This window comes from Cupriavidus sp. PET2-C1, assembly GCF_054515855.1.
In genome coordinates this window covers 643242-661553 of record NZ_JBTNRJ010000003.1, presented here as the reverse complement: position 1 = coordinate 661553, position 18312 = coordinate 643242, and the positions used below count along the sequence as shown (strand labels likewise).

Sequence of the window (18312 nt, the reverse complement as noted above, 5' to 3'; positions counted from 1 at the left end):
CGTAATTAAGATGATGAAAATGCGCAGTGCGCTATGCGCGGGAGCTCATGAGCTCCAGGGATTGACGCATTGCCGCCAGTTCGGCTAGATGGGCTCTTCGCGCATTCAATGCCTCCTCCAGGCTGACGCGCTGGAAGCGCAGGTTGCATCCGACGGGGACCTGGGCAAGACACCAGAGGTCGGCCTCGATCACGACGGCAATCTTTGGGTAGCCACCGCAGGTGTTCGCCTCAGCCAACTGGATGATTGGCTGCCCGTTCGGTGGAACTTGAATCGTCCCTGGAACAATGCCGTGGGAGAAGAGCTCGAACGGCTCGCTCAGCATCAACGGCACGCCTCTTAGGCGGTAGCCCATGCGGTTCGCATCCAGGCTTACTTGATATTCGGTTTCAAGGAACGCCGCCTTGGCCGATTCGGTAAACACGTCGTACTCAGCAGCAGACAGAACACGGACCGTTACGCAACCTGTGGAGAGTTCTTTCCAGAACCGCGGAAGATCTGCAGGAACGAGCCCCAAGCCTCGCCTCCCCAATGCCCTGTGGCCCTGTGTTCGAAGCGACAGCATGTCTCCCCGACGCAGCCCTCGACCCTCCAGGCCACCCAGCGTACTTTTGAGGTCAGTGGAACGCGAGCCGAGAACGGCGGGCACGTCTATGCCTCCTGAAAACGCCAGGTAGGCGCGCGCCCCTCGCCGCGGGCGTTCGATGACGAGCGTCTGACCCGCGCGTGCCTGGCGCCCCCACCAGGGCGCGAGGATTGTGTCGTCCAGCCGGACAGTGCAATCTCCGCCAGTACATGCAAAACATGTGTCGGCAAGGAACTTCAGGCGGAACGGGAACAAACTGATTTCGAGTCCAGCCGCGCCCTCGTCATTTCCTACCAGGATGTTCGCCAGCGACAATGCTCGGCTGTCCATAGCACCACTACGACTAACACCTGCGTTCAGCAGGCCCGTCCTGCCAAGGTCTTGAATCAGATTGGGGATACCGTTAGAGAGGATCTCAATCATGCGCAGACCTCTCTCACACGAAATTGCACGCGGTCGCCTGGAGCCAGCAGGCATGGCGGCGACTTGTCGGCATCGAACATATCCAGTTCAGTCATGCCAAGAATGTGCCATCCTGATGGTGCGGTGAATGGCATAACACCGGCTTGGGTACCACCGATGATGACCGCCCCCTTCTCCACCTTCGCGCGTGGCGTCGCGCGGCGCGGGACGACGAGCTCGGGCGATAGTCCGGTCAGGTATGCGAATCCCGGCATCGCGCCAATGCATGCCACCGTGTAAACGGCTGAGCTATGGAGTTTCACGATGTCATGCACGGGCATGCCCAGGATGCCAGACAGCTCTTCCAAGTCTTCCCTGGCTGGGCCACCGTAAACGACGGGAATCTCGATGTCACGCCCCTTGGCTGTGTTCGCATCGACCGTCGTCCATTTCGCGAGCAGCAGTTCGCGCGCCCGATCGGGGTGAAGCCGCAGTGGGTCTATTGCCACCAACAAGTTGTTGACACCCGGCACGACATCCAGGACGCCATCTGGGCCATGATCATTGGCAAGTTGCTCGGCCGTCGCCCACAGACGACGCTGTGTCGTGCTATCGAACACCCGTCCTGCTACGTCGAATGACAATGCACCACAGCCAGCTGCATGGATGCGTGGTACGTCTTGAGCATCGGAATCGATTTCCTCGCTCGTCTCTAATGTGCGACTCATAATTCACTCAAAACAGGGGGGTGGCATCTCTTGACCGGACATGACGCGGTGTCATTCGAGCTTAATGCCCGCAACGTCAATTACCCTCTTCCACTTACTCGTCTCACTGTTGATGAGTTGGGATAGTTGTTCAGACGAACCGCCCGCGGGCTCCATGCCCATCTCCGCAAGCTTCGCAGCGATGCCCTTTTCGGCCAGCACTGCGTTCAGCGAACTATTCAGTTTGGCCAAGATGTCCTTTGGGGTTCCAGTTGGAGCCATGAAGGCCGACCAGAAAACCATCTCAAAGTCCTTCACGCCAGACTCTGCGACAGTCGGCAGGTCGGGAAACGTGGGCGAGCGCTTCTGCGTCGTTATCGCCAGCGCCTTCAGCTTTCCGGCCTTTGCCATCGGCATGGCTTCCGGCATCAAGGCAAACATCACCTGGACCTGCCCGCCCATGAGTTCTTGGAGAGCGGGTGCGCCTCCCTTGTAGGGAACATGGACGACGTCGACGCCGGTTGCCTTCTTATAGAGTTCCATTCCGAGATGGCTCGGCGTTCCGTTGCCTGCGGACGCATAGCTCACTGCGCCGGGCTTGCCTTTCAGATAGCTGAGCAATTCTGCTGTCGACTTTGCCGGCACTGACGGGTTGACCACCAACACACTGGGAATGGTCGCCGCGAGCATGATCGGCACAAAGTCCTTCTGCGGGTTGTATGAAAGCTTGGTGCCATATAGACCGGGATTGACAGTGAGCCCGGTCATGGTTGTAAGCAGAATGGTGTAGCCGTCTGGCGCTGAGCGCGCGACGTACGTAGCCGCAATCATCTCACTGGCGCCCGGACGGTTCTCAACAACCACAGCCTGGCCGAGCTTCGCTGCCAGCTTCTGGGCAGCCATGCGCGCGAGCGCGTCCGTAGAGCCGCCGGCGGGATACGGCACGACAATGCGAATGGGCTTTGTCGGATAGTCGCTAGCCTGGGCGGGCAGTGCCGAGACTGCGAAAGCTACGCAAGGAACAACACATTGCAAAAGGTGTTTCATTTGGCTCCTCCGCTATGGGAAATATATTGAGCGCCTCAGCTTTCGAAGTAAGTACAGCCAACCGAGCCGACGTGGTCTGCCCCGTGGGGCTACCTAAACTGGCGCATATTATTATTACCGCACCACATGAAGCTTATCCCTATCAACCACAGTTTCTCGGGCAATATATAAATATTGGTTGATAGATCGATTCAGATGAGATTACCCCAGCATTTGGCCTCAGCGAAATAAAATAGTCCCATTCCTCTTAGCTCAAAGAATGGCACTCAGCTTCTGGACTGATGATATTTGCGCACTAGGTCAGACAGAAATAGAATTTTCGACTTCTGCTATAACACGTCGACATACCTGGCTTTTACTTCGCGATCCAACTATTTTAGTTAAATTTAGTGCAACTTTCACTTAGTACGCAGATTTTAATAATTTTAATCAACTTTTGCGCGATTTTTCGCACAGAATTAGATGCTCCTTAGTGTTGTCAATAGAGCACTTATAATGGAATTTACCAACGAAATCATGATAAATCGCCTATGATTTTGTATTTCTATGATGCTCATGCTGCACTTTTTTGGAACGATTCTTTCTTTGAAAACTCGTTTCAGCACGCACGCTTACTCGAAGTCGAATGCCTTGCCAACACGCACGCTTCTCGTATGGACCCCGGAATGAATTGAGCCGAGATCTGTCGTACTGCCTAGATCCCCTATACGACAGAGCATCCCGAATATTCTGCAAATCGTTCCAAATTTTTAAATGAGATTAAAACAGTTTCGCCTGCACCGACCGGCAATCTACTGATGCATGCGGATATTAGGCAGAACAGTTTCGGAGTTTGATGCACCTACCAATACGAACTGATTTCACGATCCGACTGACGAAGATGCGAGAAAGCTGTCGAAGCTGCTTGATTGCGAGGCTCTTTTACCGCGCTGGTCCAACTCAACCAGAGCCGCCCGACCATTCTTGTAGACATGCATGCGAACGCTGAAGCGCCATCCCCTGAATTCCGGGCCGCTCTCGATGGCACAATGAAATTGGCCGGCGCATGGCACGACCAAGTCGTGAAGAGCTACGTCCACCACCGCGGAGGAGGCTGCCGTATTCTGAACACGGATGACTACGCTGCACGTAGGCGCACAAATGGCGTGCCTGTCTCCACGGTCTCGTTTGGCTCAGACTGGCCGCAGGCCGTCAACGTCAAGATGAACAGTAGCGGGATAGTCATCTTCACGGCTCGATTTCCTCCTGGGTGTCAGGCCAAGGGGACTCAGCGCGCCGGAACTACGTACGCGCGTCGAATTCAGGCCTAGTCGAAGCCAGTCAGATGCGATGCCCGTTGATACAGCAGGCCGAAGTCGTGGCCAGGGGATATCGTTATAGCGGGCTCGATGGTCGCGATCAGGGGGCCGTCATTCCATCACCTTCGCGAATACAGTCACCGCGTGCGACCAGTGGTGAGCGCTGGAGGGTACTTCGAGGGCTTCAAATTGGTTCTAAGATTACCTAGTCGCCGGTGCGGCGGTCGGAGCAGAGCAGCGTGAGCAGGGAAATACTAAGTCGCAGCGGCGTCGGGACGACCGCGCAGATCGTGCAGCATCGTGAGACACTTACGCGCAGCATCCCCATTGACAGCGCCATGCTTGTTCTCGTCACAGATGGGAAGAAGAGGATAGTCAGCGGCCACGCTGTATATAATTTGGAGCCGGGAGATGCTATTGCGATCGCGGAGGGCCAGTCGATAGATGTGGTGAATGCCCCGTGCTCAGTGTCAGGCCTCTACAGGGCCGAATTGCTGCTGTTTGATCCCGATCTGATTGCGCTGTTTGCGAGGGACAATCCGGCGGGTGTGCCGATCAGAAGCTTGTATCCTCTTCCCAAGCTGAATGATGACTTCTACGCGTCGTTCCGACATTTGAGGAACGGGATTTCCCGAGAGCAACACGTTCCCCAAAAAGCGGTCATTTCCAGGGCAATCGAAGTGCTCGCCTGGCTCGATCACCACGGCGGCCATTTTGTTCCGCCAACAACGCATCGCTCAACCATGCGTCGCGTCCGGTTGAAGATAGCGGACGACGTTGCCGCCGACTGGACCGGACCGGTGGTAGCCACGCAGCTCGGCATGAGCGAAGCTACGATGCGCCGACGCCTCGCTGAAGAGGGTACATCGTTCAGTGCCATCTTGGTCGAGGCCCGCATGTCGCGTGCCCTAGCATTGTTGCAAATGACGGATCTATCCGTCCGGGAGATCGCCTACGAAACGGGCTATGACAGTCCATCAAGCTTCGCAGCGCGGTTTCGCGAACGGTATGGATTTAGTCCCTCGACCATCCGAACATCAGCGAAGCCAAGGAGCGCCCTGACGAACTGACAGGCAGACGTTTCCCGCACGCCCAGGATGATCGGATCGAACTTGCTTTTGATCGAGTCGAAGGCGCATCAGACCGCACCGCCCTATAAGATGCATGTGTTTTCGAGATTGGAGAAACGCATGACAAAAAAACATCTGGGTTTACTGGCGGCTTCCGTTGCTTTGGTCGCAACCTGTGCGGCCTCTGCAGAAGAATTCGCGATTACCAGCTCCGACATCCGTGACGGCAAGATTCTCAATGAACAAGCCCTCAGCGAAGGGTATGGCTTTGGCTGCAAGGGGGGGAATTTCTCCCCCGCCTTGGCGTGGTCCGGTGCGCCCAAAGGGACAAAAAGCTATCTTCTCACGATCTACGATCCAGATGCGCCCACCGGCTTTGGATGGGTTCATTGGGTCGTTGCGAATATTCCGGGAAATGCAAGTGGGCTGCCGCGCGGCGTGACCCCTGCTGGAGATCATCTGCCACAGGGCGCCTTGCAAACGCAAACGTCATTCGGCGCGCCGGGCTATGGCGGTCCTTGCCCACCTGAAGGGACGCTCCATCGCTACGTCATCACTCTGACGGCACTGAAGATCGCCAAGCTGCCCGACTTTATTACCAAGGATGCCACGCCGTCTCAGGTCGGCTATTTCGCAAAGGCAAGTGCCCTGGGCGAGACAGCCTTGACGGCAACCTACGGGCGTTAAGGCTATCCGGCGCCGATCACCCGGCGCAGCGCCGTGATGTCATGTCAGACGACGCCGTTTCTCACGAAGTGAGCGGCCACAACATCCAGAGCCTGGGGCAGACAGTGGTCCGCTCCGGGGAGCACAACCACGGGATGGTGCCGCGGGCGTCCCCACTCCAGCACGCGCGCGAAATGCGCCATCGCGTCATGCTAGCCGTGCAACAGTGGCGTACGCTCGGGTATCGGTATGGCCCGGTAGTGGCGACCGCCCGCGACGTCGCCTACAACAGGCGATCTTCAGGACATGGATGATTGCGAGGCGGCCGAAGCAGACGCGCAATCGCTTTAAGTCGCGCAGAGGCGGAATCGCTTCGATTAGTGGTAACGGTTGGGTGATGTCGTGGCGATTGGCGCCGGTCTGCATCAGCGCAAGTGGAATGCCTTGAGCTTCAGTAAGGGGGTACTTTGAAACAGGGGAGACTGGTTCGTTGGCAAACCGATCAAGCCGGGACTGTTCCTCGACTACTTTGCTAATCGTGTGCCATGTCTGATTTGTATGGAAGCTTGCGGCGCAACTCATCGCTGAGCAAGGTAGCTAACGAATCTGAGGAAGTGATGAATAGGAGTCGGGCAGCGCTCGACAAGGCGATACTCGAGATGCTTGCCCATCTGGCCAAATGTCTGCCCGCCCCCTTGCGGCTGCCCCGGGCGAGCATCCCGATGTTTGTCATTGTCGGTCGATCGCGGACGCATAGTTGGCGTGGCGCGGAAGGGGCAAGGTTCCGCATCGCTGCCCTACTCCGCCTTCGCCCCCGAAATCCGAACCTGTTCCGCTGCAATCGGCATCTGTTTATTCACAAAAGTCCAGAACTCGTCCACGCCCATCGGCGTAACCGGCAGCGAACCCTGTTCGGTGAACTGCCGTTGCAGGGCCGGGTCGCGTAGCGCCTGCGTCAGGGATTCATTGAGTCGCTCCAGCGCGAGACGGGGTGTGCCGGCCGGCGCGACCAGTCCGTACCAGGAATCGGTGTAGAAGCCCTTCAGCCCGGCTTCGTCGAAGGTAGGTACATCGGGCAGCGCGGGCAGGCGCTGGTGCGCGGCCACGGCCAGCGCACGGACCTTGCCCGAGCGGATGAAGGGCAGCGCGCCCGTGGTGATGACGAAGTCGACGCGGCCAGCCATCAGGTCCGTCATAGCGGGCGCCGTGCCCTTGAAGGGGATGTGCGCGATGTCCACGCCGGCGAGTTTCCTGAAGACGGCTGCCGCCAGGTGCTGGCTCGAGCCGACGCCGCCGGAGCCGTAGTTCAACTGGCCGGGCTGGGCGCGTGCCTTGTCGACCAGGTCGCGCACCGAGCGCAGCGGCGAGTCGCGCGGTACCAGCAGCACGCTTGGTGACATGGTGATTAGCCCGATCGGCGCGAAGTCCTTGATCGGGTCGTGGTTCAACCGGCTGTAGAGTGCGGAGTTCAGACCATGCGAGGCCACGGTGGCCAGCAAGATGGTGCTGCCGTCGGGCCGCGCGCGGGCAGCTACGTCGGTACCGATATTGCCACCCGCACCAGCGCGGTTGTCGATCACGATCGTCTGTCCCAGCGCCTTCGACATGTGCGCCGCCGCCAGCCGCGCCACGGCGTCGGACGGGCCGCCTGCGGGCCAGCCGACGATCATCGTGACCGGCCCCGGCGGCAGCGGCGCCTGTGCGGATACCGACGCGGATACCAGAGCGGATGAGACCAGGGCGGCGCCGACTGCCAGCGCCGCCAGCCAGCTTACTTTTCCTGCCATGGCATCTCCTTCCAGAGCTGGCGGAAGCCTGCTTCGCCGCGTTCGAGTTCGGCCGCGTACGCGGCGGGCGCCAGATAGCGTAGCGGGGCGTACATGGCGTCGGCCTGCTGGCGGAACTGCGAATCGGCGGCCACACGTGCCATGGCGTCGACAAGCTTCTTGCGCACCGGCTCCGGCAAGCCTTTTGGCGCGGCCAGACCGCGCAGCGAGGCCAGTTCGATGTTGAAGCCCTGCTCACGGAACGTGGGGACGTTTGGCGCAAGCAAGGCGCGTGTCATGCCCATCTGTCCCAGGAACCTGATCGGCGTGCCGCCCTTCTGGAACGCCAGCGCCTCCCCCACGTTGATGGCGCCGATCGTGATCTGCTGGCTGGCCAGGGCGGCGCGGACTTCTCCGGCGCCCTTGTAACCCACATGGGTCAACGTCACACCCGACGCCTTCTCGAACAGCAGCATCGCAAGGTGGTCGTCAGAACCCACGCCGGTGGTGCCCACGGTCACATGGCCCGGATTTGCCGTGGCGTACTTCACCAGCGACGCCAGCGAATCAATGGCATTGCTATTGTTCACGGTGAAGCCGCCCGGATCGTCCACGAGATTGCCGATCAGGTCATAGCTCCTCCATGTGAACGTGGTTTTCCGTTCGAGCGGAATCGTCAGCAGGTTCGGCGTGTTGATGAAGCCGATCGTGTAGCCGTCGGGCGTGGCGCGCGCCAGTTCCGCAAAGCCGATGGCACCGCCGGCGCCTGGCTTGTTCTGGACCACGATGGTGGCGCCGAGCTGTTTTTCCAGATGCCGGGCCAGCAATCGTGCGACCAGGTCGGTGCCGCCGCCAGGCGCGTAGGCCACGATCATTTCGATCGGGCGGCTCGGATAGGGCGCCTCGGCATGGGCTGCACCGGAAGTCGTGGCGCCAATCGTGCCAAAAGCGAGAGCGAATGCGGCAGCTAGGCGCGGGGGAAAGCGCCGACGCCGAAGGTCGGGATTGCGATGCATGTTGTGTCTCCTCGCCAGCCCTCGATGGGGCGACGTATTGTTGATTCAAACGTTGCGTCGGTCGAGCCTAGCCCATCGCTGACTGCAGTGCGGCCTCGATACGCTCGCGCGCGCGCGGCCACACCTCGGGGTTCACCAGGCGCTCGGGCCGGGAGCCGGTCGCCAGCAGCTCGACGATTTGCGTGGCAGCCAGCGTGGCGTTCCTGCGGCGGGCCTCATGCGTGACGCCTGCCGTGTGGAACGTAGCGACCACGTTCTCCAGCGCGAGCAGCGGATGGCCGCGCGGCGGCGGCTCCTGGTCCCACACGTCGAGCCCCGCCCCGGCGAGTTGGCCGCTTGCCAGCGCCGCGTACAGTGCGTGCTCGTCGTGGATACCCCCGCGGGCCGTGCTGATGAAGACGCTGCCGGGCCGCATCGCGGCAAACGCGGCGGCGTCCATCATGCCCAGTGTGGTGACATCGCGCGGGCAGTGCAGCGATACCACGTCGGCGGTGCGCAGCAGTTCGTCGAAGCTCACACGTTGCGCGCCGCGTGCGGCCATTTCCTCCGTGTCGAAGGCTGGATCGCAGCCGATGACGCGCATGCCGAAAGCCCGGCCCAAGGCCGCCGCCCTGCGGCCGGCGTGTCCCACACCCACGAGCCCGAGTGTGCGACCGCGCAGCTCGTGCCCCATCAGGTCCTCACGGCTCGCGGTGGTGTCCGTGCGCATGCGCCGGTCGGACTCGGTAATGCGGCGCAGCACGGACAGCATCAGGCCCAGCGTCATCTCGGCCACCGAGTCGGCGTTGCCGCCGGCCTGGTTCATCACCGCCACGCCGGCGGCGGTGCAGGCGTCGATGTCGATGGTGTCGCAGCCCGAGCCGCTGGACGACACCGCCAGCAAGGCCGGGCAGCGCGACAGCAGGTCAGCGTTGACAAACCAGCGGCGCGGAATTTCGTCCTTGGCCGCCGTGATCTGGTAGACCTGCGCCCGGCTCAGTTGCGCCCAGGCTGCATCATCGGCGCCTTCGCGTGCGCAGGTGTGCAGCGTCACGCCGGGCGCGTCGCCGACGATGCGGTCGAAGGACGGATCCAGCCAATAGTCGAACCGCACCACCAGATGGTTCGCGCGCCTGGGGATTGTGAGTGCGCTCAAAGTACCCCCTTGTCGCGTAGCGAACGCTCCACCCAGCTACGGTCAGCGCGGCCTTGCGAAATCGATTCGAGCACGGCAGCCTCGGTGCGTTGCACCTCTTCCACGCGCGCGGCGATCAATTCGGCTTCCTCAGCGGGCACCACCAGCAGGCCGTCGCCATCGCCGATGACCAGGTCGCCCGGGCGCACAACCATGCCGTCGATGCAGACCGGGATATGCAGCTCCCCAGGGCCGTCCTTGTAGGGGCCGCGATGCGACACGCCGCGCGCATAGACTGGGAGCGGCTCCTTGCCGATCGTGTCGCTGTCGCGGATCAGGCCGTCGATCACAAAGCCCGCTGCGCCGCGCGCCATCGCCAGCGCCAGCATGATCTCGCCGATGATGGCATTGGGTCCGGCCCCGCCGGCGTCCACCACGATCACATCGCCAGGCTCCGAGATGTCGATGGCTTTGTGCACCATCAGGTTGTCGCCGGGGCGCGTGCGGACGGTCAGCGCGCGGCCCACCAACGGGCCTTCGCGGCGATGGAAAGGGCGCAACTGCGTGGTGCCGACGGTCCGGCTCATGGCATCGCTGACATTGGCCACTGGAAAGCGCTTGAAACGCTCAAGCAGCGCGTTGCCGACAGTGGGCTCGGGCCGGGCGTGGATTCGGAAGCCGTGAGGCGTAGTCATCGGGATGTCTCCTGTGTTGGCCAGTGCGTCGGCGTGTTGGAATTGGGGTGGCGGGATGGTGCTCATACCGGTGCGCGCCGGATGCAGGCCGGGCCGATATCCGCCACGCGGCTCAGTCCGAGCATGGCCATGTCGCGCGAGATCTCGGCCTGCATCAGTGCGATGCCGTGCGACACACCCGCGACGGACGCCACCGTCGCCGCATAGGCGAATGGCCGCCCGACGAACACGCAGCGCGCGCCGAGCGCGAGCGCCTTGATCACGTCGGTGCCACGGCGCACGCCGCTGTCGAGCATCACGGGCAGGTTTGGCACGGCGTCGACGATTTCCGGCAGGGCACGGATTGGCGCGATGGCGCCATCGAGCTGCCGGCCGCCGTGGTTCGAAACAATGATGCCGTCCACGCCGTGCTGGCGTGCCAGCAGCGCGTCTTCGGCAGTCAGGATGCCCTTTACCACGAGCGGGCCCTTCCAGCGGCGCCGGATCGTTTCAAGGTGAGCCCACGTGAAATGCGCCCGATCGGAAAAGTCCCGCTCGACATTGCGCGACAGAATTGGCGCGCCGCGATGGGCGTAAGCATTCTCGAAATGCGGCACTCCATGCCGCACCAGCGTGCGCATGAAGGTGCCAAGCAGCCAGCGCGAGTGCGTGACGCCTTGCCAGGCCAGTGCGAGGCTTGGCCGGAACGGCGTGGAGAAGCCCGCGCGCAGGTTGTTCTCGCGATTGCCGGCCACCGGCGTATCGACCGTGATCACCAGCGTCTCCACGCGAGCCGACTGGCAACGCGACAACAGCCCGTCGATCTGGGCCATATCGCCTGGCAAATAGGCCTGGAACCATGTGCCTGGCTCTGCGTGCATGACCTCTTCCAGCCGGATCAGCGAAGAACCGCTCATGATGGCCGGCACCGCGGCGTGCCGGGCGGCCTGTGCCAGCACAATGTCGCCGCGATAGGCGAACAACGCGGAGATGCCCATCGGCGCAATGCCGAACGGTGCACCATAGCGCCGCCCAAACAGTTCGATGCCGAGGTCGCGCGTGGCCACACCGGCCAGAACGCGCGGCCGCAGCGCGATCTCTTCAAACGCGCGCCGGTTCTGCGCCAGTGAAATACTGTCTTCGACCGCGCCGCTCACGTAGGCGTACAGCGGTCTGGGCAAGCGGCGATGCGCGAGCGCTTCGAAGTCGTTCAGCGCCAACACCCGCCTTCTCAGCCACGCGACATCACGTGGAGCCGAAGCAACCTGTTGCGGCGCAGCGGAAGCGCCCCGGGCGGATTCCGGGTTGTGTGCTGTGGCCTGTGGGGCGCCATTGGCGGGGGCAACTGACATGTTCAAGGGGACGGAACGCTGTGGTCTCGCGCCAAATCTAGCAATTGCGATCCAACGAGAAAAGCGAAAAATAACGAAGGTATAATTTCGCTTTTTCGAAAAATTCACAACGGCTGCCGGCCGCCACCCCATGACTCTCAAGCAACTGGAAGCGTTTTACTGGGCCGCCACCTGCGTCAACTTCTCCGTGGCTGCGGAGCGGGTGCACCTGTCGGTGTCGTCACTGTCCAAGCGGGTGGCCGAGTTCGAAGCATCGCTGGGCGTGCAGTTATTCAACCGGAGCGGCAGGCGCGCAGAGTTGACCGCGCAGGGAGAGCAGATGCTGCCGCAAATTCGTGAACTGCTGCGCGCTGCCGCAGAGCTGGAGCAATCGGCCGGGCAGCGCCACGGGCTGATGGGACGTTGCCGCGTCGGGCTGGGCGAGCTGAGCGGCCTGACATGGCTGCCGAAGCTCGTGAGCGAAGTATCGGTCCGCCATCCTGCTCTGCTATTGGAGCCCTATGTCGATATCGGCCAGGTGCTCGAACAGCGTCTGCACGATGGCGAACTGGACCTGGCGGTGCTGGCTGGGCCCTCCACCCGCAGCAGCCTTGCGGCCGAGCGGATCAGTCAGGTAGATTTCGCGTGGGTGGCCAGTCAGTCGTTTCTTGATGAGGCCGGCACAGAAGATCCCCAGGCATTGATCCACGAACATGTGCTGCTGAGCTTGCCGGTGGGCGCGGGCGGTACGCGGGTCCTCGATCAATGGCTGGCGTGCCGGGGGCTGATGGTGAACCGGCGGCTCATGTGCAATAGTTGGGGCGCGGTCGTCGGCATGGTCGCTGAAGGGCTTGGCTTTGCGTTCATGCCCGAGCAATGGGCCCAGGCGCTTGCGGCGCGCGGCGTGTTAAAGATCCTGCCGGGCAGCGATGCGCTGGAGCCGCTGCACTATGCCGTGCAATGGCGTCGCGATGACGCCCGCGTGGTGATCACCGCCATGCGTGACATTATCAAGGACGTAATTGATTTCCAGGCGCCACGTTGTCTGGTCTAGGCGCCTTAGATCGTCGTTTGTTATGGAGATCTGGGCAAGTTGTCCCGATCGAGCGCGAACCGAGTTGCCGCGACCATGATAACCGCCTGATTGTAGAAGCTGTGCCGTAGGTCCGCAGAGCGCTATCCAAAAGCTGCCACCGCAAAGTCGAGGAAGCTTCGTAACTTAGGAGTCATGCGCCTGTCAGGCGCATACAGAATGTGCATCGGCCGGGTCGGTACCTTGTAATCAGACAGGACGGCTACCAGGCGGCCGGCTTCAAGCTCGGCCCTGACCAACTCCATGGGTTGGAGCAAGACTCCAAGCCCGGCGACCGCAGCGGAGAGTAGTGCCTCCCCGCTATCGATCATTAGGCGTCCCGATACGGGTACGGAAATGTGCCCAGCAGGATCCTCGAACACCCAGTGGGATCGCAATGAGGTATGCGAGAACCCGAGGCACTCGTGGTGTTGGAGATCCATCGGAGTCGTGAGCGGGCTTCGAGAACTCAGATAATTCGGAGCAGCGCACACTATCAGCTGATAGGGCGCGAGAGGCCGAGCCATTAGACCGCTGTCAGCTAGCTCGCCAACTCGGAAGGCGGCATCGTATCCCTCATCAATCAGATCAACAACGCGATTGGACAGGGTAAGATCAACTGAAACCTCCGGATGTGTCGAGAGATACTCGGGAAGTCTTGGCGCCAAGGCATGAATGCCGAACGTCACAGGTGCAGTGATCCTAATGCACCCACGCGGAATTGCACGGGTTTCCGCTGCCAGGGACTCTGCGGCCTCAACCTCGGCCAAGATAATCTTGGCCCTCTCGTAGAACGCTTTGCCGATCTCTGTAAGGCTGTGATGCCTTGTGGTTCTGTTCAACAGGCGCACGCCCAAGTGCCGCTCGAGCACCTGGACGTTCTTCCCGACCAACTGCGGCGAAATGAGAAGTGCGTCAGCTGCCGCCGAAAATGACCCAAGTTCGACCGCCTTGACAAAAATTTGCATGCTAGTGATGCGGTCCACTCGAAACATCCTGTTGGGAATGATGAAACGTTGCGAGAATTTATCCCATTATGTTTGCTGTTGTACAGTCTTCATGGAGAACTCATGGCACGACATACGAAGTACCAGTAGCAATGATCACCATTTTTTTCAGAAAGGCTGAGCATATTATGACGGCAGAAACAAACAAACTAATCATGTCCCGCTTCGTGGACTTCATCAACACCGCCAGCGAACAACTCGCCGCAGAACTCATTTCTCCTGAGGCGGCGTTCCATGTTCCGGGACGCCCGGAGCCCGTGGTGGGTCCGGCCGGCTATCTTGAGATCATCGGCATGATGCGCGGTGGATTTCCGGATATTCAATGGACGCTGGAAGAGTTGGTCGCTGAAGGTGAGAAAGTGGCAGCTCGATTCACGATGCGTGGTACGCACCAGGGCACCTTCTTCGGTGTTCCCCCCACAGGCAAAAAAATTGAAGTTCAAGCGACAAACTTCTACCGGCTGTCTGGCGGGAAATTTGTTGAAGAGCGCGGGCAACCCGATTTGCTTTCCCTGTTGCAACAGATCGGCGCTGTCCCGACTTAGACCCAGGGCTGGTTGCTGTCCGCCGCCTTGGAGTTTATCGTCGCACGGTCGAATGGACACCAGCGCGCGGTGGGTCCGTACTTCGGTGTTGGATGAACTCCCGCGCCGCCGGCGCTCAGAATTGACGTCGATATCGGGCGGATCGCAACGCTCCGAAACGGTCCTACAGCAGGCTGCCCCGCGCGAAGCGGACGATGTCGTAAGTCGTGGCTAAGATCACGCGCGCGGGATTCACCATATAGATGAACGGCGTCATGTTGCTTCCTTTCGGTTGAGAACGGCGTAGTCCACCTGCTGCCGCCAAATGCGCACGCCTTCCAGTGCGTCGCGCACTGCGGTATGGGCGGGATGATCAGCATAGGCGCGCAACGCGGACGCCGACTCGAAATCGGACAGCAGCACGACATCAGCGGCGTAGTCGATACGGCTGATGTCCACGCCAACCTCGATATGCAACAGCCCGGGAACGCGGCCGGCCAGGCTCTCGAATTGGCGCTTTACCAGTTCGCAGGCGGCCTGGCGTTCGGCATCGCTGCCGGCTGCCACTTTCCACATGACTATATGGCGCATCATGCGCGGCTCCTGAAAGGTGGAATCACTGTGACGGGAATTAGCATCGGTTGAGGACAAAGTCATGGTGCAAGGTGTAGTAGGGTTGATTCAGTGCAGCCCCGCCGGGCGCGATGCCGGCCGGATGCGAGATCCAGTTGGACACTAGGGTCGAGCGGACGCCGAACACGGCATCTGAGTCGAGATACGGGCCATCGCTGCGGAAGATATGCGTGATCAGCCGGTCATAGTTTTCGGCTTCAATCTTGAAGTGCAGGTGCGCCGGCCGCCATGGATGACGCTCCAGAGCCTGCAGCATGCGGCCTACCGGACCGTCATAGGGGATCGGATAAGGCACGGCCAGGATCGAGCGGAAATGGAAGGCACCCGCGGCATCCGTGCGGACCCTCCCCCTGCCCTGCAGGTGATCCAGCCCGGCACGCTGGACATCGTAGAAACCTTCTTCATCGGATTGCCAGACCGCCACTTCAGCGTCCGCGACCGGTTCGCCGCCGAGTCCCCTGACGGTCCCGGAAACGAAGCACGGCATGCCACTGGCTCCGTTGGCGATATCCCCGCCGTTCTCCACGACGGGCGAGTCTTCCACGTAGAACGGGCCGAATACCGTGGCTTCGGTGCAGCCAGGCGGCTTACGGTTGTTCAATGCAGTCACCAGCGTGGAGAGTCCCAGTGTGTCGGAGAGCAGGATGAACTCCTGGCGCTTGTCGTCGCACATCTGGCCAGTTTCGGTCAGGAAGCGGATCCCTTGATGCCATTCCTCTTCGGTCAACTGCACTTCACGGGCAAATTCGTGGAGATGCTTGACCAGACTCTCCATGATCTTGACCAGGCGCGGATTCCCCGAGCGGTTGGCCGCGAGCACGGCCTGGGTGATACTGACTTCATCAATGTCTTTCATTGTTGCCATGATCCGGATGAAGGTGTCGTGGCGTCCGCCGCGGCGGACGGCCCGCCGGCTACTTCAGTTTGAACAGCTTGATGGCATTGCCGCGGCCGATCTTCTCGCGATCCGCGTCGCTGATGCTCGCGTGGTCAAACCAGTTCGCGGCATGATCGACGTTCTCGAACGGCCAGTCCGTCGAGAACAGGATGCGGTCCGCGCCGACCTCCAACATGGCGTCGATCAGCGTCTGATTGTGGAAATTGCCCGATGTAGTCAGATGGAAGTTCCGTTGGAAATAGTGGCGGAAGCTCTCCTGCGCGGGATAAGACTTGGGGGTATCGACCCAGGCATTGCGGTTGTCCATGCGCCATAGGCTGTATGGCAGTCCCTCGCCCAGGTGGCCGAGGACAATCTGCAACGCGGGATGCCGGTCGAACAAACCGGAAGCCATCAGGCGCAAGGCATGGACCGCGGTCTCCTGCCCGAAGGCCCACGTCGGCCCCAGCAGCCAGGGGTGACCTTCGTAGATCTGGGCCCATGATGCGATCGGGTTGCGCGGATGCAGATAAAACGGAACGTCCAACTTTTCCACAGCAGCCCAGAACAGCGCGTATTGCGGCGCGTCGTAATAGACGACGTTGTCGGGTGAATCTATCTGCGAGAAGCCGTTGACCAGCGCGCCGCGCATGCCCAAATCCCGGATGCAACGCGTTAGCTCCGTCGTGGCGAAGTCCGGATCCTGCAGCGGCAGTGCAGCCAGCCCCTGGAACCGGTCTGGACGCCGCGCCACCTGCTCCGCCAGAAAATCGTTGGCACGGACAGCCAGCTCGCACGCCTTCTTTCGATCGGGAATCGCCTGGATCGCCGGTGCATTCAGCGACAGCAGCATCATCTCCATGCCGTTCTCGTCCATCTGCCGCAGGCGGTCGTCCTGGATGTCGAGCAGCCGCCGGCTCAATTCCTTCCAATAGTCGCCAGGGACGAAGCCGGCGGAGTCGTTCAGCGTTTCGGGAATGGCGAAATGCTCTTCCAGTCCAATCTTGCCTTGCATGGTGTTCCTTGTTGTCGAATCTAAGGTCCCGGGACAGATCCGGGCAAACGTGAGGAAGGCGTCGTCGATGCGGCTCAGTACTGCCCCTTGGCCTCCAGGCCAAGCAAATGCTGGCCGGCCATGGACGACACCGCATCCCAGTTCAGGCTGATGTGCTTGGCGATGGCATTGCCGTCACGCCAAAGGCGCTGGATCGGCTGCGACAGCGCCAGGCCGTTGCCGCCCGTATTGTCAAAGATGGCGTTGATCGAATCGCGGGCGAGCCGCGCGGCGAAGGCATGGTCGAGTCGGTTGCGGATGCGTGTATCGACGTCGATTTCCTGGCCAGCCAGAGCAAGTCGCTCTACTTCAGCCACGTCGCGATAGATCAGCAGGCGGGCGGCATCAATCATCGCCGACGCTTCTGCGACCCGAGACTGGACCGGGAAAAACTCTGCAAGGCGGCTGCCTCCCCCTGCCACGGCGCCACGCGTGACGCGCGAGCCCGCGGAGGCGAGGAAGGCATCGATAGCGCCTTGCGCGGCGCCAAGAATCGGCGACACCAGACACACCGGCAGCGCCGACAGGAAGGGGATGCGGTAGAGCGGATTGGTGTTCACCGCCGCGCCGGGCGGCAGGTTGGATGAGGCCTGAGCGAATGTCAGCTTCCGATGAGCCGGCACCAGCGTGGGCACCTTGATCTCGACGGCCTTGGAGCCGGTTCCCGCTTGGCCGGCGGTGAACCAGTCGTCATGGATCGTCCACTGCTCACGCGGGACGAGCAGGAACCCGGCATGTGGCACCGGTGTCTCGTCGTCAGGCGCGAACTGCACGCCGATCAACGCCCAATGGGAATTGTCGATATTGGAAGCCCAGTGCCATCTGCCGGCGACGACGTAGCCGTCCTGGACGCGCTCGGCCTTTACCGTCGGAGCATAGGAGCCGCACACGATAGCATCCGGATTGGTGCCCCAGACGTCCTCCTGAGCCTGAGCCGGAAAAGTGCCGAGAAGCCATTGGTGCACACTGCCCAACGAGCAACCCCAGGCCGATGAGGGGCAGCCCCGCCCGAGCTCGCTGATGATGTCCACGAATGCCGAGAAGCCGTACTCGTAGCCGCCGAAGCGCGCAGGCTGCATGAGCCGGAAGAAACCTGCGTCGCGAAAGAGCGCCGTGGCCTCTTCGGAGACGCGCCGTGCCTCCTCGGTCTGCTGGGCATGCGGCCTCAGGAAGCCTTCCGATATCTCCCTGGCGCGCGCCATCAGCTTAGAGAGTTCGGGCGCGCTCGCCACTGGCGAGTGCCTGCCTGGGGCGCCTGCCGTATCCACACGGGAGGCCTGGGTGGGGTTGGGGGAATCGTTCATCGCTGCACTCGTTTCGGGACATGGCGTCGTTGCCTGCCTACAATCTACGTCCAGTTATTTGCAAACGCAAATAACTGGACGTAGGGAATTACCCTTGTTCGAGTGATTTTTTAGGAAGTGAATGCAGTGTTGCGCCGCGTCGGCACGAGGGGAGACAGGGATTT

17 protein-coding genes and 1 pseudogene are annotated in these 18312 nt (G+C 61.1%); 4 read left to right on the top strand and 14 right to left on the bottom strand.

Translation table 11 applies throughout. The features are described from left to right. Window positions 1–31: 31 nt before the first annotated feature. The 3 genes from ACX12D_RS36765 to ACX12D_RS36755 are packed head-to-tail and all read right to left on the bottom strand — an operon-like array spanning window position 32 to window position 2742. A complete protein-coding gene (locus ACX12D_RS36765; protein WP_459376746.1) occupies window positions 32–1009 on the bottom strand; it encodes a 5-oxoprolinase subunit C family protein in 978 nt (325 codons plus the stop codon). After that, window positions 1006–1716 (bottom strand): 5-oxoprolinase subunit PxpB, encoded by a 711-nt coding sequence (gene pxpB, locus ACX12D_RS36760; RefSeq protein ID WP_459376745.1) that lies wholly within the window; start codon window positions 1714–1716, stop codon window positions 1006–1008. The genes ACX12D_RS36765 and pxpB overlap by 4 nt, the downstream gene beginning before the upstream one ends. A 51-nt stretch (window positions 1717–1767) precedes the next feature. Then, complete coding sequence (locus ACX12D_RS36755; protein ID WP_459376744.1) at window positions 1768–2742, bottom strand: Bug family tripartite tricarboxylate transporter substrate binding protein; 975 nt, start codon at window positions 2740–2742, stop codon at window positions 1768–1770. A 1636-nt stretch (window positions 2743–4378) separates the two neighbouring features. On the opposite strand from ACX12D_RS36755, the gene ACX12D_RS36750 reads away from it, so the two are divergent. After that, window positions 4379–5110: a helix-turn-helix transcriptional regulator gene (locus tag ACX12D_RS36750; protein WP_459376743.1), complete on the top strand. Its 732-nt coding sequence runs from the start codon at window positions 4379–4381 to the stop codon at window positions 5108–5110. Window positions 5111–5230: 120 nt separating this feature from the next. Beyond that, window positions 5231–5797: a YbhB/YbcL family Raf kinase inhibitor-like protein gene (locus tag ACX12D_RS36745; protein ID WP_459377431.1), complete on the top strand. Its 567-nt coding sequence runs from the start codon at window positions 5231–5233 to the stop codon at window positions 5795–5797. A 333-nt stretch (window positions 5798–6130) separates the two neighbouring features. On the opposite strand, the pseudogene ACX12D_RS36740 reads toward ACX12D_RS36745, so the two are convergent. The 6 genes and pseudogenes from ACX12D_RS36740 to ACX12D_RS36715 form a co-directional block, all read right to left on the bottom strand. Beyond that, window positions 6131–6253: pseudogene (locus ACX12D_RS36740) on the bottom strand (IS5/IS1182 family transposase); the annotation flags it as partial. A 320-nt stretch (window positions 6254–6573) separates the two neighbouring features. Next, window positions 6574–7563: a Bug family tripartite tricarboxylate transporter substrate binding protein gene (locus tag ACX12D_RS36735; protein ID WP_459376742.1), complete on the bottom strand. Its 990-nt coding sequence runs from the start codon at window positions 7561–7563 to the stop codon at window positions 6574–6576. Beyond that, window positions 7548–8558, bottom strand: coding sequence for a tripartite tricarboxylate transporter substrate binding protein (locus ACX12D_RS36730; RefSeq protein WP_459376741.1), 1011 nt, complete (start codon window positions 8556–8558; stop codon window positions 7548–7550). Before ACX12D_RS36730 ends, ACX12D_RS36735 begins: the two co-directional genes overlap by 16 nt. Window positions 8559–8625: 67 nt before the next feature. Beyond that, the gene (locus ACX12D_RS36725) at window positions 8626–9693 is read right to left on the bottom strand and encodes a hydroxyacid dehydrogenase (protein ID WP_459376740.1); all 1068 of its coding nucleotides are present in this window, start codon (window positions 9691–9693) and stop codon (window positions 8626–8628) included. Then, window positions 9690–10367, bottom strand: coding sequence for an RraA family protein (locus ACX12D_RS36720; RefSeq protein ID WP_459376739.1), 678 nt, complete (start codon window positions 10365–10367; stop codon window positions 9690–9692). Before ACX12D_RS36720 ends, ACX12D_RS36725 begins: the two co-directional genes overlap by 4 nt. A 62-nt stretch (window positions 10368–10429) precedes the next feature. Then, window positions 10430–11698: an alpha-hydroxy acid oxidase gene (locus tag ACX12D_RS36715; RefSeq protein WP_459377430.1), complete on the bottom strand. Its 1269-nt coding sequence runs from the start codon at window positions 11696–11698 to the stop codon at window positions 10430–10432. Between the two features lie 130 nt (window positions 11699–11828). Between ACX12D_RS36715 and ACX12D_RS36710 the strand changes: the two genes are divergently transcribed. Then, window positions 11829–12731 carry a LysR family transcriptional regulator gene (locus ACX12D_RS36710; protein WP_459376738.1) on the top strand — a complete coding sequence of 301 codons (903 nt, stop codon included), beginning with the start codon at window positions 11829–11831 and terminating at the stop codon, window positions 12729–12731. 122 nt (window positions 12732–12853) lie between these two features. Here ACX12D_RS36710 and ACX12D_RS36705 read toward each other — a convergent pair whose 3' ends face one another. Beyond that, window positions 12854–13735 (bottom strand): LysR family transcriptional regulator, encoded by an 882-nt coding sequence (locus ACX12D_RS36705; RefSeq protein WP_459376737.1) that lies wholly within the window; start codon window positions 13733–13735, stop codon window positions 12854–12856. Between the two features lie 149 nt (window positions 13736–13884). On the opposite strand from ACX12D_RS36705, the gene ACX12D_RS36700 reads away from it, so the two are divergent. Then, window positions 13885–14301, top strand: a complete 417-nt coding sequence (locus ACX12D_RS36700; protein ID WP_459377429.1) for an ester cyclase — start codon at window positions 13885–13887, stop codon at window positions 14299–14301. A gap of 252 nt (window positions 14302–14553) precedes the next feature. Here ACX12D_RS36700 and ACX12D_RS36695 read toward each other — a convergent pair whose 3' ends face one another. From ACX12D_RS36695 to ACX12D_RS36680, 4 genes are all read right to left on the bottom strand, one after another. After that, window positions 14554–14874, bottom strand: coding sequence for a Dabb family protein (locus ACX12D_RS36695; RefSeq protein WP_459376736.1), 321 nt, complete (start codon window positions 14872–14874; stop codon window positions 14554–14556). 37 nt (window positions 14875–14911) lie between these two features. After that, a complete protein-coding gene (locus ACX12D_RS36690) occupies window positions 14912–15769 on the bottom strand; it encodes an intradiol ring-cleavage dioxygenase (RefSeq protein WP_459376735.1) in 858 nt (285 codons plus the stop codon). Window positions 15770–15827: 58 nt separating this feature from the next. Beyond that, window positions 15828–16805, bottom strand: a complete 978-nt coding sequence (locus tag ACX12D_RS36685) for an amidohydrolase family protein (protein WP_459376734.1) — start codon at window positions 16803–16805, stop codon at window positions 15828–15830. A gap of 74 nt (window positions 16806–16879) precedes the next feature. After that, window positions 16880–18148, bottom strand: coding sequence for an acyl-CoA dehydrogenase family protein (locus ACX12D_RS36680; protein ID WP_459376733.1), 1269 nt, complete (start codon window positions 18146–18148; stop codon window positions 16880–16882). Window positions 18149–18312: the final 164 nt, after the last annotated feature.